This window comes from Rhodococcus sp. 320_ES (assembly GCF_059691855.1).
In genome coordinates this window covers 621192-643001 of the sequence record NZ_JCAWAG010000003.1, presented here as the reverse complement: position 1 = coordinate 643001, position 21810 = coordinate 621192, and the positions used below count along the sequence as shown (strand labels likewise).

General features: G+C 67.3%; 19 protein-coding genes and 1 riboswitch. Of the genes, 10 read left to right on the top strand and 9 right to left on the bottom strand.

Annotated features, from left to right (window positions below; all coding sequences use genetic code 11):
* Positions 1 to 59: 59 nt before the first annotated feature.
* Positions 60 to 512, top strand: a complete 453-nt coding sequence (locus AC59JP_RS13650; protein ID WP_497326304.1) for a PAS domain-containing protein — start codon at positions 60 to 62, stop codon at positions 510 to 512.
* Between the two features lies 1 nt (position 513).
* Here the strand turns inward: AC59JP_RS13650 and AC59JP_RS13645 are convergent, their stop codons facing one another.
* On the bottom strand, positions 514 to 1569 hold the full coding sequence (locus AC59JP_RS13645) for a GGDEF domain-containing protein (RefSeq protein ID WP_497326303.1): 1056 nt from the start codon (positions 1567 to 1569) through the stop codon (positions 514 to 516).
* Positions 1570 to 1664: 95 nt separating this feature from the next.
* Positions 1665 to 2489 (bottom strand): crotonase/enoyl-CoA hydratase family protein, encoded by an 825-nt coding sequence (locus AC59JP_RS13640; RefSeq protein WP_497326302.1) that lies wholly within the window; start codon positions 2487 to 2489, stop codon positions 1665 to 1667.
* A 108-nt stretch (positions 2490 to 2597) separates the two neighbouring features.
* Here AC59JP_RS13640 and AC59JP_RS13635 point away from each other — a divergent pair, with 108 nt between their 5' ends.
* The 3 genes from AC59JP_RS13635 to AC59JP_RS13625 are packed head-to-tail and all read left to right on the top strand — an operon-like array spanning position 2598 to position 4601.
* Positions 2598 to 3116, top strand: a complete 519-nt coding sequence (locus tag AC59JP_RS13635; protein ID WP_497326301.1) for a 2-oxo-4-hydroxy-4-carboxy-5-ureidoimidazoline decarboxylase — start codon at positions 2598 to 2600, stop codon at positions 3114 to 3116.
* Between the two features lie 10 nt (positions 3117 to 3126).
* Positions 3127 to 4122 carry an allantoicase gene (gene alc / locus AC59JP_RS13630; RefSeq protein WP_497326300.1) on the top strand — a complete coding sequence of 332 codons (996 nt, stop codon included), beginning with the start codon at positions 3127 to 3129 and terminating at the stop codon, positions 4120 to 4122.
* Entirely contained in the window at positions 4122 to 4601 is a 480-nt protein-coding gene (locus tag AC59JP_RS13625; RefSeq protein ID WP_497326299.1) for a YbaK/EbsC family protein, read from the top strand. Before alc ends, AC59JP_RS13625 begins: the two co-directional genes overlap by 1 nt.
* Here the strand turns inward: AC59JP_RS13625 and AC59JP_RS13620 are convergent.
* The 3 genes from AC59JP_RS13620 to AC59JP_RS13610 all read right to left on the bottom strand — a co-directional run bounded on the left by AC59JP_RS13620 (position 4598) and on the right by AC59JP_RS13610 (position 6466).
* Positions 4598 to 5083: a hypothetical protein gene (locus AC59JP_RS13620; protein WP_497326298.1), complete on the bottom strand. Its 486-nt coding sequence runs from the start codon at positions 5081 to 5083 to the stop codon at positions 4598 to 4600. The genes AC59JP_RS13625 and AC59JP_RS13620 overlap by 4 nt on opposite strands.
* A 62-nt stretch (positions 5084 to 5145) precedes the next feature.
* On the bottom strand, positions 5146 to 5220 hold the full coding sequence (locus tag AC59JP_RS13615; RefSeq protein ID WP_497326500.1) for a putative leader peptide: 75 nt from the start codon (positions 5218 to 5220) through the stop codon (positions 5146 to 5148).
* A gap of 10 nt (positions 5221 to 5230) precedes the next feature.
* Entirely contained in the window at positions 5231 to 6466 is a 1236-nt protein-coding gene (locus tag AC59JP_RS13610; RefSeq protein ID WP_497326297.1) for an aminotransferase class V-fold PLP-dependent enzyme, read from the bottom strand.
* Positions 6467 to 6501: 35 nt separating this feature from the next.
* Positions 6502 to 6617: riboswitch (SAM riboswitch) on the bottom strand.
* 120 nt (positions 6618 to 6737) lie between these two features.
* Between AC59JP_RS13610 and AC59JP_RS13605 the strand changes: the two genes are divergently transcribed.
* The 3 genes from AC59JP_RS13605 to AC59JP_RS13595 all read left to right on the top strand — a co-directional run bounded on the left by AC59JP_RS13605 (position 6738) and on the right by AC59JP_RS13595 (position 12640).
* The gene (locus AC59JP_RS13605; protein ID WP_497326296.1) at positions 6738 to 10631 is read left to right on the top strand and encodes a Pls/PosA family non-ribosomal peptide synthetase; all 3894 of its coding nucleotides are present in this window, start codon (positions 6738 to 6740) and stop codon (positions 10629 to 10631) included.
* A complete protein-coding gene (locus AC59JP_RS13600; RefSeq protein WP_497326295.1) occupies positions 10628 to 11956 on the top strand; it encodes a M1 family metallopeptidase in 1329 nt (442 codons plus the stop codon). Before AC59JP_RS13605 ends, AC59JP_RS13600 begins: the two co-directional genes overlap by 4 nt.
* Positions 11957 to 12025: 69 nt before the next feature.
* Positions 12026 to 12640 carry an HD domain-containing protein gene (locus tag AC59JP_RS13595; protein ID WP_497326294.1) on the top strand — a complete coding sequence of 205 codons (615 nt, stop codon included), beginning with the start codon at positions 12026 to 12028 and terminating at the stop codon, positions 12638 to 12640.
* Between the two features lie 10 nt (positions 12641 to 12650).
* Here the strand turns inward: AC59JP_RS13595 and AC59JP_RS13590 are convergent, their stop codons facing one another.
* Together AC59JP_RS13590 and AC59JP_RS13585 are read right to left on the bottom strand one after the other, a co-directional pair.
* The gene (locus AC59JP_RS13590; RefSeq protein WP_497326293.1) at positions 12651 to 13856 is read right to left on the bottom strand and encodes an MFS transporter; all 1206 of its coding nucleotides are present in this window, start codon (positions 13854 to 13856) and stop codon (positions 12651 to 12653) included.
* The gene (locus AC59JP_RS13585; protein ID WP_497326292.1) at positions 13853 to 14500 is read right to left on the bottom strand and encodes a GntR family transcriptional regulator; all 648 of its coding nucleotides are present in this window, start codon (positions 14498 to 14500) and stop codon (positions 13853 to 13855) included. Before AC59JP_RS13585 ends, AC59JP_RS13590 begins: the two co-directional genes overlap by 4 nt.
* A gap of 106 nt (positions 14501 to 14606) precedes the next feature.
* On the opposite strand from AC59JP_RS13585, the gene AC59JP_RS13580 reads away from it, so the two are divergent.
* Entirely contained in the window at positions 14607 to 16817 is a 2211-nt protein-coding gene (locus tag AC59JP_RS13580; RefSeq protein WP_497326291.1) for an MMPL family transporter, read from the top strand.
* A 36-nt stretch (positions 16818 to 16853) separates the two neighbouring features.
* Positions 16854 to 17915 carry an NHL repeat-containing protein gene (locus AC59JP_RS13575; RefSeq protein WP_497326290.1) on the top strand — a complete coding sequence of 354 codons (1062 nt, stop codon included), beginning with the start codon at positions 16854 to 16856 and terminating at the stop codon, positions 17913 to 17915.
* A 74-nt stretch (positions 17916 to 17989) separates the two neighbouring features.
* Here the strand turns inward: AC59JP_RS13575 and AC59JP_RS13570 are convergent, their stop codons facing one another.
* The gene (locus tag AC59JP_RS13570; protein ID WP_497326289.1) at positions 17990 to 19756 is read right to left on the bottom strand and encodes an acyl-CoA dehydrogenase; all 1767 of its coding nucleotides are present in this window, start codon (positions 19754 to 19756) and stop codon (positions 17990 to 17992) included.
* 264 nt (positions 19757 to 20020) lie between these two features.
* Between AC59JP_RS13570 and AC59JP_RS13565 the strand changes: the two genes are divergently transcribed.
* Complete coding sequence (locus AC59JP_RS13565; RefSeq protein ID WP_497326288.1) at positions 20021 to 20863, top strand: pentapeptide repeat-containing protein; 843 nt, start codon at positions 20021 to 20023, stop codon at positions 20861 to 20863.
* On the opposite strand, the gene AC59JP_RS13560 is transcribed toward AC59JP_RS13565, so the two are convergent.
* The gene (locus tag AC59JP_RS13560; RefSeq protein WP_497326287.1) at positions 20860 to 21792 is read right to left on the bottom strand and encodes an esterase/lipase family protein; all 933 of its coding nucleotides are present in this window, start codon (positions 21790 to 21792) and stop codon (positions 20860 to 20862) included. The genes AC59JP_RS13565 and AC59JP_RS13560 overlap by 4 nt on opposite strands.
* Between the last annotated feature and the right edge of the window lie 18 nt (positions 21793 to 21810).

The window sequence follows — 21810 nt, the reverse complement described above, 5'->3', positions numbered from 1 at the left end:
CGGTACATCCGTAACGGTCGAAGCAGTGATCAGTGCACAGAAACGGTTTGGAGAAATCGATGAGCGAATCCGGCGGCGATCGTAGGGATCCGGCTTCTCGGGCCATTTCCGATCCCAACCAGTTTCCGGAGCTACCCGTCACCGTGGTCCTCGACCGGATCCCGGTGCCGGTGCTCGCAGTCGATCCCGAGGGCACCGTCGTCTTCGCCAACGAGTCGTTCCGCGAGTTGATGGGAATCGACCCCGACGAGCCCCCGTCGGATCAGCGGATGCATCTGCACGACATCTTCCCCGAGCGCGAAGGCCTCGGCGTGAACATCGCCGAGACGTTCCTGACCACGGTGGCCACCCGCGCCGATTCGCTCTGGCGGATGTCCGACGCCAAGGGCGACATCCTTCAGGTGCGTGCCAGCAAGTCGATCCTGCGGCGGGCCGAGGATCAGGTCGTGCTCGTCGTTCTCGAGGATTTCACCGACCAGCTGTGGAACGACCCGAAGAGCGCTTTCCGCTGACTCAGCTCGAACTGCACTCCGCGATGTGAGTGCGGTTGCCGCCCGCTCGTTTCGCCCGGTACATGGCCGAATCGGCGGTCCGCAGTGCCGACATCACCGGCTCCGGGCGGCTGCGATCGAAGCGCGTCACACCCACGCTGACCGTCACCGGGACGACGTCGCTCTCGCAGCTGACGACCGTCCGCACCCGTTCGCCCAGCTGGTGCAATGCGGCGCGATCCGCCGCGGGGACGGCGACGGTGAACTCCTCACCTCCGCTGCGCGCGATCGAGGCGCTCTCACCCAGCACCTCCGACAGGCGTGCGGCGACGAGCTTGATCACCTCGTCGCCGGCGGCGTGACCGTGACTGTCGTTGACCGACTTGAAGCTGTCGATGTCGATCGACAGGACGGCGATGTCGTCGGCGGCCTCACCGCTCTCGATCCGCTCGATCATGCGGTCGACGTCTCGCTCGAACCCGCGACGATTCAGCAGCCCGGTCAGCGGATCGGTGTGCACCAGGTCTTCCTGGGTCCGCAGCACCGCCCTGACCTCGAGGTTGAAGTTCGACACGAAGGCCAGGCCGCCGACGTTGACCAACAGCGAGATCGCGACGCGCGACGCCACCGACCACACGCTGAGCTGCCCGGTCTCGAGCGCGGACCACGCGATGTATGCCGTGACCGCGAGGACCAGGCACAGATGTAGACGCGTGGCGCGTCGGCCGACGAGGAACAGGGCGAAGTACCCGATCACCACGAACAGATTGGTGGCGAACAGCGAGAGGTCGCGGCTGTGGAACAGCAGCGAATTGATCGTCACCCCGGCGTCGGCATACACGACGAACCACGGGCTCATCAGCGTTCGCAGACGACCGCGTCGGTACCACCACAGCGCCACGGGCACAGTCGAACCGGCCACGACGAGAGCAACGATCAAACCCAGCGTCGACGGCGGACCCTCGTCGGACAGGACGACGAACATCGAGACGATGCCGAAGCCCAGCGTCATCACCGCGATGGCGTTGCAAGTGGATCGCTCGTTGGCGCCCAGCCGAATCTGTCGCTGTTCGGCCACTGGTGTCCTTCTGCTCGGCCCGACCGACCTGTCGGATTGTACCCGGGTCCAGGCAAGCCTCAGCCTCCCGACCGGCCTCCGGCCTTCCCGGCCGGTCAGCGACCTCGGAACTGCGCCGGCCGCTTCTCGAACACCGAGGTGATGGCCTCCTGCAGGTCCTCGGACGGCAGGAACGCGGCGTTCCACGCGGCGACGTACCGCAGCGAATCGTCCACGGCTGCACTACGACTGTGGTCGAGGACGTCCTTGACACCCTGCACGACGAGGGGCGGGTTGGCCGCGATCTCGGCCGCCGTCCGCTGCGCCGCTGCTGCCGCGCTCTCGGCGTCGTCGAACACGTCGTTCACCAGACCGATCTTCTCGGCGCGCGCGGCGTCGATGTCCTTGCCGGTCAGCGCCAACTCGCGCAGATGCCCGTCGGAGAGGATGCGCGGCAATCGTGCGAACGAGCCCACGTCGGCCACCATCGCGACTTTCACCTCACGAACGCTGAACTTCGCGTCGGCGCTCGCGTAGCGAATGTCCGCGGCGGAGATGAGATCGACAGCGCCGCCGATGCACCATCCCTGCACGGCCGTGACGACGGGCTTGCGGCAGTCGGCGACCGCCGTGATGGCCGCTTGCATCCGCTTGATCATCCCGTGGAACGCGGTGCGCGGTTCTGCGAGGGCGCGCTCGCCCATCAGCGGTGCGAATTCGCCTGCCATGGCGGGCAGATCGAGGCCGTACGAGTAGTGCTTGCCGGACCCCAGAAGAACGATGGCCCGCACGTCTGGATCGGCGTCGAGTTCACCGAACAGCAGCGGAAGTTCGCGCCAGAAGTCCGGTCCCATCGCGTTTCCCTTGCCGGGACCGACAAGGGTGACGGTGGCGACGTGATCGGCCTGCTCGACGGTGAACGCGGTCCATGAGGTGGTCATGGTCGTACATTAACGAACCACCTCGGCGCCGTGTTACGGCGCGTTAAGCCTGTGCAAAGTTCCTGCTCGGACCTGGCTTACGCGCTGAACCAGCCTCATAGTTGGGCCATGTTGATGCATCAAGGAATCGGTCTGGGGCGATTCAACACGATGAATCACCGACAGGCCGTCCACGCGCTGTTCGAGTGCTGCCCCTCGGTCACCTGGGCGTCCAGCCTCGCCGACAGGCGGCCCTACGCGTCGTACGACGATCTCTTCCGCGCTGCCGACGCCGAGCTCGGCGAGTTGTCCGAGTCCGATATCGACGAGGCGCTCACCGGCCACCCGCCGATCTGCAGCCGTATGAACAGGTTTCGGTCGGCGCAGGAGCAGTGCGCGGTTTCGGTGAGCGAATCGGAACAGGCCGTCCTGCAGTCGGCCTGCGCCGCCTACCAGGAGTTGTTCGGGTTCCGGCTGCTGTGCGTGCCGGCGGGGCGGACCGCACCGGACATCACGGCCGAAATCGAGAGCCGAATGCTCAACGACCGCGAGACCGAGCGCAAGGTCATGCGCAACGAGCTCGCACGGATCAACCACATCAGGCTCGAGCGGATGCTCGGACCGGAAGAGGGCTATCCGCTGTATTAGCCTGCTCCTCATGACGTCGACCTTCCCGTTACCTCTGCCCGACCTCGCCGTTCGCACGCTCGGCGGAGCCGTCGTATGGGCCAACGACGAGACGTTCGCGGAGAAGGAGAACCTGATCCGCCCCGGCAAGGCCGTCTATCAAGCCGCCACGTTCGGCCACAAAGGCCAGATCTACGACGGCTGGGAGACCAGACGCCGCCGCGAGCCCGGGTACGACGAGGCCATCGTCCGCCTCGGTGCGCCGGGCGTCGTCGAGGCGATCATCGTCGACACCGGATGGTTCACCGGAAACTACCCGCCGGAAATTTCCGTCGAAGCTGCTGCGGTGGACGGCTTTCCGAGCACGGACGAACTTCGCAGCGAGGTCGACTGGGTCACCATCGTGCCGCGCAGTCCCGTGGAGGGTGACACCGAGAACCGCTTCAAGGTGGCGTCCGACGGGCGGTGGACCCACGTCAAACTGACCATCTACCCCGACGGCGGTGTGGCGCGCCTGCGGGTTCTCGGGCGTGGCCGTCCCGACCCGAAGTTCCTCGACGCCGGCCCCATCGACCTGGCGTCCCTCGAGAACGGCGGATACGTCACCGCCTGCTCGAACATGTTCTACAGCTCACCGAACAACCTTCTCTTCCCCGGACCGCCGCGCGCGATGGGCGAAGGCTGGGAAACCTCCCGCCGACGCAACGACGCCAACGACTGGGTCCAGGTACGTCTGGCAGGCGAGTCCGTCATCGCGCTGGCCGAGCTCGACACGTCGTGCTTCCTCGGAAATGCTCCCGGCGCAGCATCTTTGAAGGGACGCTGCGACGACGGCGAGTGGTTCGACCTGCTGCCGAGGACGCGCCTGCAGCCCGACACCCGGCACCGTTTCGTGCTCGATCACTCCGACCCGGTCACCGAGATCCGCATGGACATCTTCCCCGACGGCGGCATGGCGCGACTGCGCATGTTCGGACGACTGACCGACACAGCGCGCGCCGCGGCGGACGTGTCCCGAGGCGCGTGATGTCTCGGCTCCTGCATCCGAACGCAGCGCACGTCGCGGACGTTCTGATCTCACGAGGCCACCACGGGGTCATCGTGACGCAGAGCGAGCCGACGCACACCGCCGCCGAAGCTGCTGCGGCGGTGGGTGTTCCGGTCGGTGCGATCACCAAGTCGCTGGTGTTTCTGCTCGACGACGACCCGGTACTGCTGCTCGTCTCCGGCGCACACAACGTGAACCTCGAGGCGACCGGAGCACGTCTCGACGGCACGCTGGTGCGCGCACCGCTCGACGTGGTCAAGCACGCCACCGGTCAGCCGATCGGCGGCGTCGCGCCCGTCGGCCACCCGACCAACCTGCCGACCTTCGTCGACACCGATCTGGGCCTGCACCAAGAACTCTGGGCCGCGGGGGGCCACCCCAACACGCTCTTTCGCACCACCTACAGCGAGCTCCTCCGCATCACCGCAGGCTTGGCGGTCGACGTCGGGCCTGACTAGCTTGCTTTCCGGGTCGATCCGGGCTGGGCGAGACCGGCGACGGCCTCGGAGTTCAGGACCGCGCCTCGCGCCGCCAGCACCGGCAGGACGTCGTCGACGATGCGGCTGCGAACCTGGTCCTGCTCGAGAATCGGGTGCAGATTCACCCCGTCCGCGACGTCGGCGGCCTTGATGTCGGCGATCAGCCCGGCGAGGCCGGAGGCGGTGCCGACGTACAGCAACGATTGCGGAGCCGGAACCGACACCGAGTTGGCCAGGTCCTTGCGGGCGGTCCGGGCGTCGGCGGCGATGTGCGTGTCGACGTCGAGGATCACCGCGAGTTGGTCCGGGTCGTGACCGGCGGCCGCGAAGTCCTGACGCAAGCGGGAGCGCTGAGCCTGTGCCTCCGCCAGATCCGACGCCTGAATGCGCACGGTCTCGAGCGTGGGTGCGTCGACGGTGAGATCGAGAGTCCCGATGGAGACGCGGGGTGCAGTTGTCATGAGATGTCCTTGTCGCGCTGGTGGGCCCTGCTTATAAAACGCTGCGGTGCAGTCGCCGTATTTCAGGGGTGACACGCGGTGGACGAGACGCGGCACAGATCGACGTGCCTACGGGCCCATCGAGTGCTCTCGAACATGAAACTCATGCTAACCATTCGTCGCCTCCGCGCCGGAGAGTGCGTCGTACGTCACACTGCGCTCGTCCACCAGCGCCGACACCGCGTCGACCAGACGGTCGACGTCCGCGCCGGACGTTCCCAGACCGAGGCTTGCACGCACCGCACCGCGGGGAGCACCGAGCTTCGCGAGCAGCGGGTGGGCGCAGAACCGCCCGTCGCGCACGCCGATTCCGTGCTCGCCCGACAGGTACGACGCGATGCGAGCGGGCTCGAACCCGTCGACGACGAAGGTGACGATGCCGACCGTGTCCTCGATGTCGTCGAAGGCGCGCAGGAACGACACGCCGGGTATCGCCGCCAGCCCGCGTCGCAGCGTGTCGGTCAGCTCTCGCTCGTGGCCGACGGAGTCCACCGTGGTCAGGGCGGTGCATGCGGCTGCGAGCGCCACTGCTCCCAAGACGTTGGGGGTGCCGCCTTCGTGACGTTCCGGCGATGCTGCCCACGCCGTCTCGTCGACGGTCACGTCGGTGACGGCGCCGCCACCGGCGAGGTAGGGGTCGGCGGCGTCGAGCCAATCACGGTTGCCCACCAGGACTCCCGCACCGAACGGGGCATACAGCTTGTGCCCGGAGAACGCGAGGTAGTCCACACCCAGTGCTGCGATGTCGACGGCCCGATGCGGCGCCAGTTGTGCTGCGTCGACGCAGATACGGGCGCCGCACTCGTGCGCGATGGCTGCCAGCCGGGCGAGCGGAAGCACCTCACCGGTGACGTTCGACGCACCTGTGACCGCAAGCAGTGCAGCGGGTTTCGACCACAGCTCGGCGATCAGGCGCCGGCAGGTCTCGTCGAACGAGTCGGCGGCCTTCACCACGCGTCGACCGTGCCACGGCAGGAGCGTCGCGTGGTGTTCGATGTCGAGCACCACGGTGTCTCCGGGGACGCAGCGCGCCAACAGGTTCAACGAATCGGTGGTGTTGCGCGTGAAGACCACGACGTCGGTGTCGCGTGCACCGACGAAGTCCCCGACCGTCGCGCGCGCGTCCTCGTAGGCCTGCGTCGACACCTGTGAGGGGTACCCGGCGCCGCGGTGCACGGAAGCGTAGTAGGGCAACGCGTTTCGTACCGCGTCGGTGACCGCCTCGAGGGCCGGAGCACTGGCGGCGTAGTCGAAGTTGGCGTAGCGAACCGTGCGGCCGTCGAGCAGAGGAACGTCGAGATCGGCGCCCGAGACGGCGCAGGGGGTACGCAATGCGGTGGTCATGACAGAGTTCTCCCTCGGAAAGGGGACCCACGAGGAGTCCGCGCTTGCCCTGTCCCGGTTCGGGACACGGCCTGGTCGTCACCCGGAGCACCCCACCGCGGAGGAGGGTTGCCGACCAGCGAGCCGGGGCTTGATGCTGGTACTCGTGACCTGGCAGGAAGGATGACAAAGGACACGCGCGGTTGTCAACCGGGCGCAGTTGTTCACCCGCGCGCAAACTGAATGTGGGATAACACCTGCACCAGAAAAGGACCGGAAAGGCCGCCACACCTTGTCACTGCAGACCCGCATTCCCGAGACGTACCTGAGATCCGCGCAGGCCCCGCCCGCGCGGACGCTGATCGACGTGCTCGAGGACACGGCGCGGCGTTTCCCCGACGCACCCGCGATCGACGACGGTGACACCACCATCTCGTACACCGAGCTGCTCGACGCCATCGACGAGGGAGCGCAGTGGCTGGGCCGGGCCGGGGTGTGCGCGGGCGACCGCGTCGGCATCCGGATGCCGTCGGGAACGTACTCGCTGTACGCGGCGATTCTGTCGATCATCGGCGCCGGCGCGGCCTACGTCCCCGTCGACGTCGACGATCCCGACGAGCGTGCCGAGCTCGTCTTCTCCGAGGCCGGGGTCACCGCGATCGTCATGGAGTCCGGTGTCACTGCCACGGCGGCGGCCACGCCCGGAGCCGGACCGGTCCGTCGTCCCAACCCCGAGGACGACGCCTGGATCATCTTCACCTCCGGATCCACCGGCACCCCGAAGGGCGTCGCGGTCAGCAACCGGAACGCCGCGGCGTTCGTCGACGCCGAGGCACGAATGTTTCTGCAGGACAATCCGATCGGGCCCGGCGACCGCGTGTTGGCCGGACTGTCCGTCGCGTTCGACGCTTCCTGCGAAGAGATGTGGTTGGCGTGGCGGGGCGGCGCGTGTCTGGTGCCCGCTCCTCGATCGTTGGTGCGCAGCGGCATGGATCTCGGACCGTGGCTCGTGGCGCGCGACATCAGCGTCGTCTCGACGGTGCCCACCCTCGCGGCACTCTGGCCGGCCGTCACGCTCGAGGACGTTCGGTTGCTCATCTTCGGAGGTGAGGCCTGCCCGCCGGAACTGGCCGAGCGCCTTGCGGTTCCGGGACGTGAGGTCTGGAACACCTACGGCCCCACCGAGGCCACCGTCGTCGCATGCGCTGCCCTGATGGACGGCCAGGGACCGGTGCGCATCGGATTGCCCTTGGACGGTTGGGATCTCGCAGTCGTCGGACCGGACGGCGAACCGGTCGCGATCGGCGACGTCGGCGAACTGGTGATCGGCGGCGTCGGGTTGGCGCGCTACCTCGACCCGGCCAAGGACGCCGAGAAGTACGCCCCGATGCCGTCTCTCGGGTGGGAACGTGCCTATCGCAGTGGCGATCTCGTACGCCTGGAAGAAGAGGGTCTGCTGTTCCAGGGCCGCGCCGACGATCAGGTCAAGGTCGGCGGACGCCGCATCGAACTCGGCGAGGTCGACAACGCGTTGCAGGCTCTCCCGGGAGTGAGCGCGGCAGCCGCGGCGGTGCGCAAGACCGGTTCCGGCACACCGATTCTCGTCGGATATCTCGCGAGCACCGATCCAGATTTCGATCTGGCCCGCGCCCGCGAGATCCTCGTCGACCGGTTGCCCACCGCGCTGGTTCCGCGGCTCGCCCTCCTCGACGAACTGCCGACGCGTACCTCCGGCAAGGTCGACCGCAACGCGTTGCCGTGGCCGCTGCCGCGCCGACAGTCCGATGCCGTGCCCACCTCGGATCTGCACGGCACGGCGCGCTGGGTTGCCGACATGTGGACCGATGTGCTCGGCACCGAGATCGACTCACCCGACGTCGACTTCTTCGCCGCGGGCGGGGGGTCCCTCTCGGCCGCACAGCTGGTGACGAAGTTGCGCGAGAAGTTCCCGTCGGTGACCGTCGCCGAGCTCTACGACCACCCGCGCCTGGGTTCGCTGGTGAGCATGCTGGACGAGCTGGCTCCGACCGAGGCGGTCGAACCCCGGGAGGTCGTTCCGACGCCGCGAAGGGCGCAGTGGGCGCAGATCGCGGCCACGGTTCCCCTGACGACGCTGACCGGGCTGCAGTGGACGACGTGGCTGGGCGCCTCGGCCAACGTCGTGTCCGCGCTCACCCCGATCCCCTGGCTGCCGACGGTGTCCTGGTGGTGGATTCTCGCCGGGTTCCTGCTGTTCATCACGCCCATCGGCCGGATGGCGATTTCGGTGATCGGTTCGCGAATCCTGCTGCGCGGCATCGAGCCCGGCTCGTACCCACGCGGCGGCAGCGTCCATCTGCGCCTGTGGACGGCGGTACGGCTCACCGACGCGTCGGGCGCTTCCAACCTGTCCGGCGCACCGTGGATGGTCTACTACGCACGGGCGCTGGGCGCCGACATCGGGCGCGGCGTCGACCTGCACACGCTCCCGCCCGTCACCGGAATGCTGTCGCTCGGCGACGGATGCTCGATCGAGCCCGAGGTCGACCTGTCCGGGCATTGGATCGACGGCGACGTCGTGCACATCGGTCACATCACCGTCGGCGCCGGCGCTGCCGTCGGGGCGCGCTCGACGGTCATGCCCGGAGCGCAGATCGGCAAGAACGCGGAGGTCCTCGCCGGATCCGCCGTCGTCGGCAAGGTGAAGGCCGGCCAGCAGTGGGCGGGGTCGCCGGCCGCGAAAGTCGGTAAGGCCGAGCATCTCTGGCCGGCCAACACCCCACCGCGCGCGAGCCGATGGGTGGTCGCCTACGGCATCACCTCACTGTTGCTGTCGGGTCTGTCGATCCTCGCGCTCGCGTTCGGCGTCGCGCTGATCGGGTGGGGCGTGCGTGACACCACCACACTCGCCGGCGCACTCGGCCTCGGGTTGGCGTGGCTTCCGCTCGCGACGCTGCTCAGCCTGCTCGTGTACGCGGTGATCACGGTGGTCGCCGTGCGGCTGCTCTCGATCGGCTTGGTGCCGGGGTATCACGCGGTGCGCAGCCGCATCGGATGGCAGGTCTGGGCCACCGAACGCCTCATGGACGCCGCCCGCACGTTCCTCTTCCCCCTCTACGCCTCCTTGCTGACCCCGCGGTGGCTGCGACTGCTGGGCGCCGACATCGGCAAGGACGTCGAGGCGTCGACGGTTCTGCTGGTTCCCAAGTTCACCACCGTCGGCGACGGCGCGTTTCTCGCCGACGACACGATGGTCGCGAGCTACGAACTCGGCGGCGGCTGGATGCTGCTGGGCGAGGCGAAGGTGGGCAAGCGCGCGTTCCTCGGCAATTCGGGTATGGCCGGCGCCGGGCGCCGAGTGCCGAAGAACGGTCTCGTCGCGGTGCTCTCCGCGGCGCCCGCCAAGGCGAAATCGGGGTCGTCGTGGCTGGGCAGCCCGCCCGTGCGGTTGCGCCGTGCACCCCATTCGGCGGACACGGCCCGCACGTTCGACCCGCCGCGCAAGCTCAAGATCGCTCGCGCCGTCGTCGAGACGTGCCGGTTGATTCCGGTGATGGTGACGTTCGCGATCGGCTGGGGCGTGCTGGTCGGGCTGACGGCGCTCGCGTCGAGCGTCGGGTACTGGCTGGCGGCGCTGCTGAGCGGACTGGTGCTCCTCGTCGCCGGGGCGGTGGCCGCGGCCGTCTCGGCCGTCGCGAAGTGGCTCGTCGTGGGCCGCATCGGAGCCGTCGAGCATCCGTTGTGGAGTTCGTTCGTCTGGCGCAACGAGGTCGCGGACACGTTCGTCGAGACTGTCGCCGCCCCGTGGTTCGCACGCGCCGCCGAGGGCACCGCGGTGCTGAACGTGTGGTTGCGATGGTTGGGCGCCACCATCGGACGCGGCGTCTGGTGTGAGACGTACTGGCTGCCGGAAGCCGATCTGATCACCCTCGGCGACGGAGCGACGGTGAACCGTGGGTGCGTTGTACAGACACATCTGTTCCATGATCGGATCATGAGTATGGACACCGTCACCCTGGGAGCCGGTGCGACCCTCGGGCCGCACTGCGTCGCGCTTCCCGCTGCAGGTATCGGGCCCGGCGCCACCGTCGGACCCGCGTCGTTGGTGATGCGCGGCGACCGCGTGCCGGGATCCAGCCGGTGGCAGGGCAACCCGATCGCGCCGTGGGTCAAAGGAGATCCTCTGAGCGAGTCGGACGCCCGGTGAAGCCGCTGACTCCACGGTTCGAGAGCGAGGCCATCGAACCACCCATCGACCCTTACCTGCCCCAGAACGGCAATCGGGGATTCAAGGTCTCCCGTTACGACCTCGAGCTCGAGTACCGCGTGAGTGCGAACCGCTTGTCGGGCAAGGCGACGGTCAGTGCGGTCACCGTGGCGCCGCTGCAGAAGTTCTCGCTCGACTTCGGACCGGCCCTGAGCGCGTCCAAGGTGACCGTGAACGGTTCGCGCGTAAGCAAATACGCCCACCGCGACGGCAAACTGACCGTCTCGTTGAGCAAGCCCCTGGCCACCGGCGCGCCGTTCGTGGTCGTGGTCGCCTACAACGGCAACCCGCAACCGATCCGCGGACTGTGGGGGCAGGTCGGGTGGGAGGAACTCACCGAGGGGTCACTGGTCGCCAGCCAGCCGAACGGGGCCGCGTCCTGGTTCCCGTGCGACGATCACCCCAGTTCCAAAGCGAGCTACCGCATTTCGATCACCACCGACTCGCCGTACTTCGCTCTGGCCAACGGGACGTTGGTGCGCAAGCAGACCAAGTCCTCGCGCACCACCTGGGTCTACGACCAGCCGGAGCCGATGGCGTCGTACCTCGCGACCATCCAGATCGGCCCGTACGAGAAGCACACCGTGCAGTCCGACTCGGTTCCGATCTCGGCCGTGCTGCCGTCGCGCCTGACCGCGTCGTACGCTCACGACTTCGGTCGTCAGGCCGAGATGATGGACGTGTTCGTGCGGCTGTACGGGCCCTACCCGTTTGCCGACTACACCGTCGTGGTCACCGACGACGATCTCGAAATCCCCATCGAGGCACAGGGACTCAGCATCTTCGGCGCGAATCACTGCGACGGAACCCGGCGGTACGAGCGCCTGGTCGCGCACGAGCTCGCGCACCAGTGGTTCGGCAACAGCGTGACTATCGGGCGCTGGCGCGACATCTGGCTGCACGAAGGCTTCGCCTGCTACTCCGAGTGGATCTGGTCGGAGAATTCGGGCGGCCCGTCCGCGCATTCCCGCGCCACCCGCGCACATTCGGCGCAGGCCGCACTGCCGATGGACATCGTGCTGTCCGACCCCGGTCCCGAAGCGATGTTCGACGACCGGATCTACAAGCGCGGCGCCCTCGCCCTGCATGCGTTGCGCCGCACCGTCGGTGACGAGAAGTTCTTCGCGCTGATCCAGGAGTGGACCGACAAGTTCCGCTACTCCACGGTGGTGACGGCCGACTTCACCGACCTCGCTTCGCGGTACGGGACGACCCCGGCGTTCTGGGATCCGTGGTTGAACGGCAAGCAGTTGCCGCGGTTGTAGGGGCTTCGCCCCCTGTGCGCGATTTCCGGCCCTCCAGGGGCGGAATTCGCGCACAGTAGTCTGGCGCTCATGAACCTGGGGGACCTCACCCGACCGACCACTCCGGCGGCCGCGGCCGCCCTCGAGTTGGCTACCGAATACTGCTCCCCTGCGCTGCTCAACCACGTGATTCGCTCGTGGGTGTGGGCCGAGGGGTTTGCTTCACTGGAGGGTCTTCCCAGCGTCGACCACGAATTGCTGTACGTCTCTGCCGTCCTCCACGACGTCGGACTCACTCCTCCGTTCGACAATGTGGCCACGTCGTACGAGGAGGCCGGTGGACACGTAGCCATCGCCCTCACCGCCGGCGCCGGGTGGCCGGCGGCCAGACGGACGCGTGCGCTGGAGGTGATCGTGCGGCACAACTGGACTTCGGTCGATCCTGATGTGGACGTGGAGGGGTACCTGCTCGAAACCGCTACTGCCCTGGACATTTCGGGCGCCCGCTCGGCGGATCTACCCTCCGAGTTCGTCGACGAGGTGTTGACGGCCTACCCCCGTCTGACCATCGCCGACGAATTCACCGCGAGCGTGACCGACCAGGCAAAACGAAAGCCGACGACGTCCGCACACAGAATCGTGCACTCCGGCGTCGCAGAGAAGTTGACACATCATCCGTTCGACATCGAGCGCAGTACCACGTAGCGCAGCGTGCCTACGCCACTGCTTCCACCTCGGCGCCGTCATCCGCCGGTAGATGCGCCCGCGACCGCAGCGCCACCCACCCGAGCGACACCAGCGCCACCACGGACCCGATTCCGAAGAGGACAGGGTACGAGACGAGGGCAGGAAATTCCTGCACCAGCACCGCCAGGATCGCGGGAACGGCGAAGCCGAGGTAGGTGATCGAGTAGAACACCGCCGTCAGCCCGGCCAGGTCCTCGGGTCCCGCAATCCGTTGCACCTCTTGCAGTCCCGAGACCAGCGCCATGCCGTATCCACCGCCGAGAACGGCCGCCGCGAGCAGCGCCAGAGGCACCGTCAGCCGGTCGGCAGCAACGGCCGCGAGGGCCATTCCGGCCACGATGATGCCGAGCGCCACCAGCACCGCGCGCGCACCGCCCGGAGTGTCGATCCGCCGGCCGACCGCCTGAATCGTGAACCCGCACCCGAGTGCGACCACCCCGAGCAACGCGGAGAACGCGATCGGCGCGGACCCGCTGTGACCGGTCATCAGTGCCGGCAGCACCGCGTACGCCACGCTCGCCGCACCGAACACCCAGGGTGCGACCGGCAGCACCACCGTCAGGAACCGTCGGTGACCGGCCGAGGGGATCTTCAGATCGTCGAGCAGCCGTCCGGGGTTGGCCTGACGCGCAACGGTTTCCGGTGCCCGGCGGATGACGGAGAACACGGCCAGGCACATCACGACGTGCACCGCGTAGGACAGCCCGGTGGGCCACGGTGCCCACTGCGCGAGCACGCCCGCGACCCCCGCGCCGATCAGGAAGCCGCCGGTCAGACTCATCGCCGCGCGGCGCGCACCGGCGCCCGGTTCGGACAGTTCCTTCAGCCAGCTACCCCCGACAGCCATACCGATTCCCAGTGCGACGCCACTGAAGACGCGACCGACGAACAGCATGACGGCCGACTCCGAACCCAGCGCGATGACGACCGAGCCGGCGGCCGCGATCAACGGGGCGGGGACCATGAGCACGCGTCGACCCAACCGATCGGACAGCGGGCCGCCGATCAACAGCGCCGGGACGATGCCGACGACGTATGCGAACAGGAAGGTGTCGACGACGACGGGCGAGAACACGCCCTCCGACCGATACATCACGAGAAGCGGTGTGAATTCGTTGCCGCCCCACGCGACGGCGAACATTCCTGCTGCGACGAGCAGCCAGTTCCTGTTCATCGGTTCCCCGCCTCCATTCCGTGCACTCGATACATGTGTGACCGCACTGCCGTGTCGTACTCGTCCACCCGACCGTCCGAGACCAGCACGGCCAGATGCTCGTGGTCGGCGACGATCGACGCGATCCGTCCTGGATCGCGTGTGACCGACTTCGCGGTCATCCGCCGCTGCCGGTCTCGCAAACTCGCGTAGAACACGTCGAGCAGTGGGTTGCGGCCGTGACGGACGACGATGGCGTGGAAGTCGGCGTCCTCGGCGCTGAAGCCGAGGAAGTCGCCGGCGTCGGCCAGTGCGCGTTGGCGCTCCAAGCTCGATGCCATCTCATCGCGGGCTCGTGCGCGGGCGGCGTCGTCGGCGGCGAAGGCCCGCAGGCTTCCCGTCTCGACCAGTTGCCGCGCGTCCAGCAGATGGCCGGCCTCGCCGTCGGCGATGGGGACGACGAGCGCGCCACGCTTGGGATAGAGCCGCATCCAGCCCTCGGACTGCAGACGCAGGAAGGCCTCGCGTACGGGTGTGCGGCTGGTTCCGGTACGTTCGGCGATCTCGCCCTCGCTGATCAGCTCACCGCCGGGCAGTTCACCGGACACGATGAGCTCCTTGACCGTCGAATAAGCCCGATCGGCGGATGTCTCCAAGTTGCGCACAACTTGTATCTAAGCATATGGCCAAGTTCAGGGTCCAACCCTGATGATCTTGTCCGATTCAGGTGGTCTACTTACCGCACCCCACACCTCGAGATGGACGAACCAGATGACCGAGACGATGTCCCCACCCCGCACCGTTCGACGCGGCTGGCCGGTGTTCACCGCCGTCGCCGTGGCCGTTCTCGTCCTGCTCGTCGGCGGAGCCGGCGGCAGTTACCAGGGCAAACTGTCCGAGGTTCAAAAGAACGACAACGCGTCGTACCTCCCCTCGTCCGCCGAATCGACGCAGGTGAGCAACGAGAGCGCCGAGTTCGTGAAGGTCCCGACCATCCCCGGGTTCGTCCTGTTCGACAAGGCCGATCCGCTCTCCGACGACGACAAGACCTCGATCCTGAACGCGCAGAAGGCAATAGGGTCCGTCGAGGGGGTGGACACGGACAACCTTGCGATGCCCACGTACTCGACCGACGGCAAGACCGCCTCGCTCTACGTACCGCTCGTGGCCGAGACCGACGGCACACCAATTCAGGGGGACGTCCTCGCCGAGACCGAGAAGAACGTCGTGGCGGCGGCCGAGGGGGCAGTCGGTGACTCCATCACCGTACTCCCCGCCGGCCCCGGCGGACTGCTCGTCGCCTTCATCGACGCGTTCTCCGGGCTCGACGGGGCATTGCTGGGCGCCGCACTGCTCGTGGTGATTCTGATCCTGCTGGTCGTCTACCGGTCACCGGTGCTGTGGTTCTTTCCGATTCTCTCGGCTGTGCTGGCCCTCGGGGTCTCGTCGCTGATCATCTATTTCCTTGCGAAGGCCGACCTCCTGACGCTCACCGGACAGAGTCAAGGAATTCTGTCGGTCCTCGTCCTCGGCGCCGGTACCGATTACGCGCTGCTCCTCATCTCGCGGTATCGCGAGGAGCTGCACAACTACGAGAGCCGATTCGACGCCATGATCACGGCGTGGAAGGAGTCGGCTCCCGCCATCGTCGCCTCGGCTGTCACCGTCATCATCGGCCTGCTGTGCCTGAGCTTCTCCGAGCTGAACTCCAACAAGAGCCTCGGCCCGGTCGCAGCCATCGGTATCGGCTGCACGTTGGTGGTGATGATGACGTTCCTCCCGGTCGTGCTCGCATCGGCCGGGCGGTGGGTGTTCTGGCCTCGCAAACCCAAGGTCGACCACGCCGCCGACCTCACCACCCACGGTGTGTGGGGCCGGATCGCCTCGGTAATCGGCACACATCATCGACCGGCGTGGATCGGCGCCACCGTGCTGCTGCTGCTGTGCATCATCGGTGTGGCGAGTCTCGACACGGGCGGGCTCACCACCACGGAGACCTTCACCAACAAGCCCGCCGCCGTCACGGGACAGGAGTTGTACGACGCCAAGTTCGACCCCGGCACCGGCGCTCCCGTCGTCATCACCGTCGACGCGTCGAACGTCCAGGGCGCGATCGACGCCGCGGTGTCCGAGCCCGGCATCTCCCCCAAGCCCGGTTCGGTGTGCGTGCAACCGGACTTCGCCAAGGTCGCCGCGCTGATCCAGAGCCTCGGACCGCAGGCCGCCCAAGCCGCACAGGCCGGTGGAACCGGTTGCGCGCCGCCACAATTGCAGGTCGATCCCATCGACGGGCGCACTCTCGTCAACGCGACGTTGGCCGATCCGTACGACTCCCCCGCCGCCATCGACACCGTCAAGAACCTCCGCGAGAGGCTGCACGGGATCGAGGGCAACGCCCGCGTCGGCGGTCAGACCGCGACGACGATCGACGTGCAGGACGCAGCCGTGCACGACAACAAACTCATCATTCCGATCGTGCTCGTGGTCATCTTCATCGTGCTCGCGGTATTGCTGCGCGCTCTGCTCGCGCCGCTGATCCTGATCGTCACCGTGGTGCTCTCCTTCGCCGCGGCACTCGGGGTCTCCGGGATCGTGTTCACCCACGTGCTCGGATTCGCGGGAGCCGACCAGTCGTTCCCGCTGTTCGCATTCGTGTTCCTCGTCGCTCTCGGCATCGACTACAACATCTTCCTGATGACACGAGTGCGCGAGGAAACCATCACCCACGGCACACGCGACGGCGTGATCCGCGGCCTCGCGGTCACCGGCGGGGTCATCACCTCGGCCGGCATCGTGTTGGCGGCAACGTTCGCCGTCCTGGGTGTGCTGCCACTGGTCTTCCTGGCCGAGGTGGGTTTCGCCGTCGCGTTCGGAGTCCTTCTCGACACCATCGTCGTGCGCAGCATCCTGGTTCCGGCGCTGTCGTACGACATCGGCAGGAAGATCTGGTGGCCGTCGGCATTGGCCAAGGCCGACCGTTAGACGCACTCGCCGCGCAGGCTTGTGCACACTGGAGTCATGCGCCTCACCCGCTCGACCCTCGCCGCGTCCGCTGCCGTCTGTCTGATCGTCACGGGCTGCAGTTCGACGAACGACGACCCTGCCGCGACGACGCCCGCACCCAGCACCACGACCGGGACGCCCGCCGCCGAACCGGGCCAGGCCGAGGCGCCGACGGTGCCGCCGGTGGGAACCGTGGTGCCCATCGGAAACGCCCCCGAGGGCATCGTCATCGGAACGTCCGGCATCGGCGCAGTGTCCGTCCGCAGCCCCGACGGCATCGAACTGTTCGACGCGACCACCGGTGCTGTCCGCCAGACCATTCCGACCGAGGGATCGGCGCGGCACCTGTCACTGGCCGGCCCCGACGGTCCGGTCCTCGTTCCGCTCGAGCAGTCGGACGAGTTCTCGCAGCTGTCGTTGGCCGACGGCACCGTGACGTCGACGGCGTCGATGGTCGGCCGCCAACCGCACGACGCCGTGCAGACCTCCGACGGCACCATCGTCGTCACCAACGAGATGGGCGGCGGTGTCGTCTTCATCCGAGACGGCAAAGTGGCCAGTGAGCTGCCCGCCGGACCGGTACAGCCGGGTGGCCTCGCCGCCGTCGGGCAGTACGCCGCGGTCGCCGACGTGCAGGGCAACGGAGTTTGGGTGTACGACGGCGTCAGCATGCAGCAGGTCGCGCAGGCTCCGGTGGGTCAAAAGCTCACGCACGCACTGGCATTGAACAACGGGCTCGCCGCGTTCGCCGACACCGACGGCGGCGCGGTGCTCATCGAACGCATCGGCCCGCAGATCACGAACGTCTCCCGTGTGGACGCGCCGGGAAACCCGTACGGGATGGCGTTCGACCCTCAGCGCAACCTGATGTACATCACGCTGACGGCGTCGAACATCCTCCGCGTGGTCGACACGACCAACCCGGAGCAGCCTCGGATCGTGGGCGACGTTCCAACCGTGCAGCAGCCCAACTCCGTTGCGGTGGATCCGCGTACGGGTGGCGTCGTCGTCACCGGCAGTGATCCCGACGGCAGCAGCAGCCTGCAGATCGTGACGCCGGCCCTGTTGCCTCGGTGAGCGGAAGGCGGCTTCGCCACCTGTGCGCGATTTAGTGCCCTATAGGGGCGGAAATCGCGCACAGGGTGTGCCGCCTACCAGATATCCGCATCCAGCGTCGTCCGGTCCAGGTTGCCCAGCAGGTCGAACTGCGGGTCGGTCTTCGGCAATTCGTAGTTGAAGAAATACCGCGCCGCCAGACGCTTTCCGTCGTAGAAGGCGCCCTCCTTGTCACCGGCGGCCAACAGCTGCTCGAGCCACAGCCACGCGACCACCACGTGCCCGACGGCCTCGAGGTAGACGGACGAATTGGCCAGCGCCAGAGCCGGATCCCCGGTGCTCCACAGGGTCGAGGTGACTCCGACGACGCGCTGGACCGCCAAGCTCAGCGCCTCTGCGTACTCGGCTGCGACGCCGTCGGTGGCACGCGAGATCGTGTCCTGGATGGTCGACACCAGAAGCGCGAGACCGGCGCCGTTGTCGGCGACGACCTTGCGGCCCAACAGGTCCAGACCCTGAATGCCGTGTGTGCCTTCGTGGATGGGGTTGAGCCGGTTGTCGCGGTAGAACTGTTCGACGTTGTAGTCGCGTGTGTAGCCGTACCCGCCGTGCACCTGAATAGCGAGGTTGTTGGCTTCGAGGCACCACTGTGAGGGCCACGACTTGGCGATGGGCGTCAGGACGTCGAGCAGCACGCCGGCGTTCGTGCGCACGCTCTCGTCCTCGGCGGTGATCTGCTCGTCGACCAGATGCGAGCAGTACAGGCCGAGCGCAAGTCCACCTTCGACATACGCCTTCTGCGCCAACAACATTCGCCGCACGTCCGCGTGCTCGACGAGAGGGACCTGCGGAGCGGTGGGATCCTTGTGTCCGAGCGGGCGCCCCTGGGTGCGCTGGGTGGCGTAGTCGACCGAGTGCAGGTACCCGGTGTAGCCGAGCGCCGTGGCGCCGAGGCCCACTCCGATGCGCGCCTCGTTCATCATCTTGAACATGTAGGCGAGGCCCTTGTGCTGCTCTCCGACGAGATAGCCGACGGCGCCGCCCTTTTCGCCGAAGTTGAGGAGGGTGTTGGTGGTGCCGCGGTAGCCCATCTTGTGATTGAGACCGACGAGCGAGACGTCGTTGCGCTCACCGAGCGAGCCGTCCGCGCCGACGAGCACCTTGGGCACCACGAACAGCGAAATGCCCTTGACGCCGGCGGGGCCTCCCGGAATCTTGGCCAGCACCAGGTGGACGATGTTCTCACCCAGTTCGTGGTCACCGCCGGAGATCCACATCTTGGTGCCGCTCACCCGATAGGTTCCGTCGTCCTGCAGTTCGGCGCGGGTGGTGATGTCCGCGAGCGACGAACCGGCCTGCGGCTCGGACAGGCACATGGTTCCGTGGAACCGACCTTCGAGCATCGGGCGGACGTAGGCGTCGACGAGTTCGGTGGTGGCGTACTCGACCAGCAGGTTCGCGTTCGCCATCGTCAGGAAGGGGTACGTCGCGGTCCCGGTGTTGGCGGCCTGGAACCACAGGAGCGACGCCTTGGACACCGAGGTCGGCAGCTGCATGCCGCCCAACGAGTCGTCGAACTGCCCGGACATCAGACCCGCCTCGCCGAACGCCTTCAGCGCCTCGGCCACTTCGGGGATGAGGACGACCTTGCCGTCGTCGCCGACGTACGGCTCGTTGGCGTCGGCCTTCTTGTTGTGGTTGGCGAAGTACCGGACCGCGATTTGTTCGCTCAGATCCAGGACGGCGTCGAACGTCTCCTTCGAGTGCTCGGAGAAGCGCTTGCGCTCGGTCAGAGCGAGCACGTCGAGCCACTCGTAGAGCAGAAAGTCGAGATCGCGACGGGACAGGACGAGACCGCTCATGAGAGTCCTTTCGAAGGGTTACTCCACGGTAGCGCGGCCAGGCAGAGGAACGCTCGCACCCCGGGTTTCGGAGTGGCGGTCAAGACGACGGCCGGTGCGCTATCGTCTCCGCCAGTGCCTCAGCTCATGACTTGGTGACCGCGCCTTCGCGCTCGTCCCGCGCATCACTTCGATGCTCGGTGGTCTTTGTGTGCCCCGAACACGGCGGAACCCCCTCGGGTTTCCGCCATCTCCGGTCCGCACCCCTTCCACCTGGAGCATCCCATGACCACTCGAACACTCCCCCTGTCGAACCTGCGCGCCGACTGCCGACGATGCGTCGGATTATGCTGCGTTGCTTATACTTTCGCCCGATCGTCCGACTTCCCCATCGACAAACGAGCGGGAGACCCCTGCCCCAATCTGGCCCCGTCGTTCTCGTGCACCGTCCACGCCACCCTCGACGAGCGCGGTTTTCGGGGGTGCACGGCCTTCGACTGCTTCGGCGCCGGTCAGCATGTGAGCAGCACACTCTTTCCAGACCGCGACTGGCGTAGTGACCCCAGCGTCGCGGCGTCGATGTTCGACACCTTCCGCACCGCGACCTCGCTCCACGAAATGCTCTGGCATCTCACACAGGCACGAACCCGGACCTACGACGACGAACTCGCGAGACAGGCCGACGAACTCTCGCACCGGATCAGCCGCCTGACGGAGACGGTCGGATCGATCGCAGCCGTGGACATCGACTCTTCGAGGTCGCGCGTTCGCGCCATCCTCGACGACGCCAGCGAACAGGTACGGGCCGCGTACCGAGCCACGGACGACGCCCCCGACCCCACCCTGGTGCCCTACGCGGACCTGGCGGGACACGATCTTCGGCGGCGGACGTTGCGCGGTTCCAATCTCCGAGGGGCATCGCTTCTCGGTGCGGACATGCGCGGAACGGACCTGGCAGGCTCCGATCTTCTCGGCGCAGACCTGCGCGGTGCCGACCTACGCGGTGCAGATCTCACGAACTGCCTGTTTCTCAACCCTACGCAACTCGGCAGCGCCCGAATCGACCAGCGGACACTGCTTCCCAGCTGGTACGAATTGCCGTCACGATCGCAAGGTGAGGTGCTCTAGCAGGGAGAGGCGACCCGATCGGCGTAGCTCCGGTCGAGGCCGCGCATGACCATCCACATCGCACGCGGATCGGTCGGCAGCGTCGCGTGTGTGGTCGGGTTGCTCGGGCAACCGTCCTGCACCCACACGTTGTCGACGGTCGCGCCGGCACCCGCGGTGAGGAACGTCGCCTCGGGCGGCGTGGAGACCGTGTCGAGGTGTGTGGCGATGATCGTGTAGTCCACGCCCGGCATGGTGTCTCCGCCGGCGTTCAACAGCTGCATGAACGGCGACCCGGCGAACTGCTGGACCGCGGACGGACCGACCGTCGCCGCTGCCACGAAGGTGACCGGGATGCCGAACTGCTGAGCGATGTCACCGACGATCTGCTTGGAGTCGTACGTCGTGCCGTGGTTGGTGGCGCCGAGGGTGACCAGCGTGTGCACCTTGTTCGCGGCGGGGTTCAGGTAGTCGGCGCCGCCGTCGAACTTCATGTACTGCCGGGCGAGCGTTCCGCCCTGTGAGTGCCCGACGATGTCGACCTGCGACGCCCCGGTGGTCGCGAGGACCGAGTCGACGAATCTGCCGAGCTCTTGCGCGGACTGCGCGATGTCGTCGCCGCCGAAAAGATTGAGCGGGTTGCCGTAGGACAGCGTCGCCTTGTAGCCGTAGTCGAGAGCGAAGACGCAGTAGCCCTCGGACTTCAGCACGGGAACCAACGACTTCCACGACGCCTGCGCGTCAGCCCAGGTGCCGTGCACCAGCACGACGGGGCGCGGATGCTCGGCGGGCGGGCGGCACGAGAAGTCGTTGGCCCCTTCGAGTCCTTCGGTGGGCGCCTGAGCCGGAGACGGAATCACCGGGTCGGCGACGGCCACGGCGGGAGCGCCCACCGCGAGAAGAAGGGCGGAGACAGCAACCACGACTGCCGTGCGTAGTCGTGACGCCATACTGCTGAATCTCCCTGT

Coding starts and splice junctions, on each gene's coding strand:
- AC59JP_RS13580 (WP_497326291.1), top strand. CDS start 14,607: ATGACCGAGACGATGTCCCCACCCCGCACCGTTCGACGCGGCTGGCCG.
- alc (WP_497326300.1), top strand. CDS start 3,127: ATGACGTCGACCTTCCCGTTACCTCTGCCCGACCTCGCCGTTCGCACG.
- AC59JP_RS13565 (WP_497326288.1), top strand. CDS start 20,021: ATGACCACTCGAACACTCCCCCTGTCGAACCTGCGCGCCGACTGCCGA.
- AC59JP_RS13610 (WP_497326297.1), bottom strand. CDS start 6,466: ATGACCACCGCATTGCGTACCCCCTGCGCCGTCTCGGGCGCCGATCTC.
- AC59JP_RS13620 (WP_497326298.1), bottom strand. CDS start 5,083: ATGACAACTGCACCCCGCGTCTCCATCGGGACTCTCGATCTCACCGTC.
- AC59JP_RS13635 (WP_497326301.1), top strand. CDS start 2,598: ATGTTGATGCATCAAGGAATCGGTCTGGGGCGATTCAACACGATGAAT.
- AC59JP_RS13640 (WP_497326302.1), bottom strand. CDS start 2,489: ATGACCACCTCATGGACCGCGTTCACCGTCGAGCAGGCCGATCACGTC.
- AC59JP_RS13650 (WP_497326304.1), top strand. CDS start 60: ATGAGCGAATCCGGCGGCGATCGTAGGGATCCGGCTTCTCGGGCCATT.
- AC59JP_RS13595 (WP_497326294.1), top strand. CDS start 12,026: ATGAACCTGGGGGACCTCACCCGACCGACCACTCCGGCGGCCGCGGCC.
- AC59JP_RS13575 (WP_497326290.1), top strand. CDS start 16,854: ATGCGCCTCACCCGCTCGACCCTCGCCGCGTCCGCTGCCGTCTGTCTG.
- AC59JP_RS13625 (WP_497326299.1), top strand. CDS start 4,122: ATGTCTCGGCTCCTGCATCCGAACGCAGCGCACGTCGCGGACGTTCTG.
- AC59JP_RS13570 (WP_497326289.1), bottom strand. CDS start 19,756: ATGAGCGGTCTCGTCCTGTCCCGTCGCGATCTCGACTTTCTGCTCTAC.
- AC59JP_RS13560 (WP_497326287.1), bottom strand. CDS start 21,792: ATGGCGTCACGACTACGCACGGCAGTCGTGGTTGCTGTCTCCGCCCTT.
- AC59JP_RS13590 (WP_497326293.1), bottom strand. CDS start 13,856: ATGAACAGGAACTGGCTGCTCGTCGCAGCAGGAATGTTCGCCGTCGCG.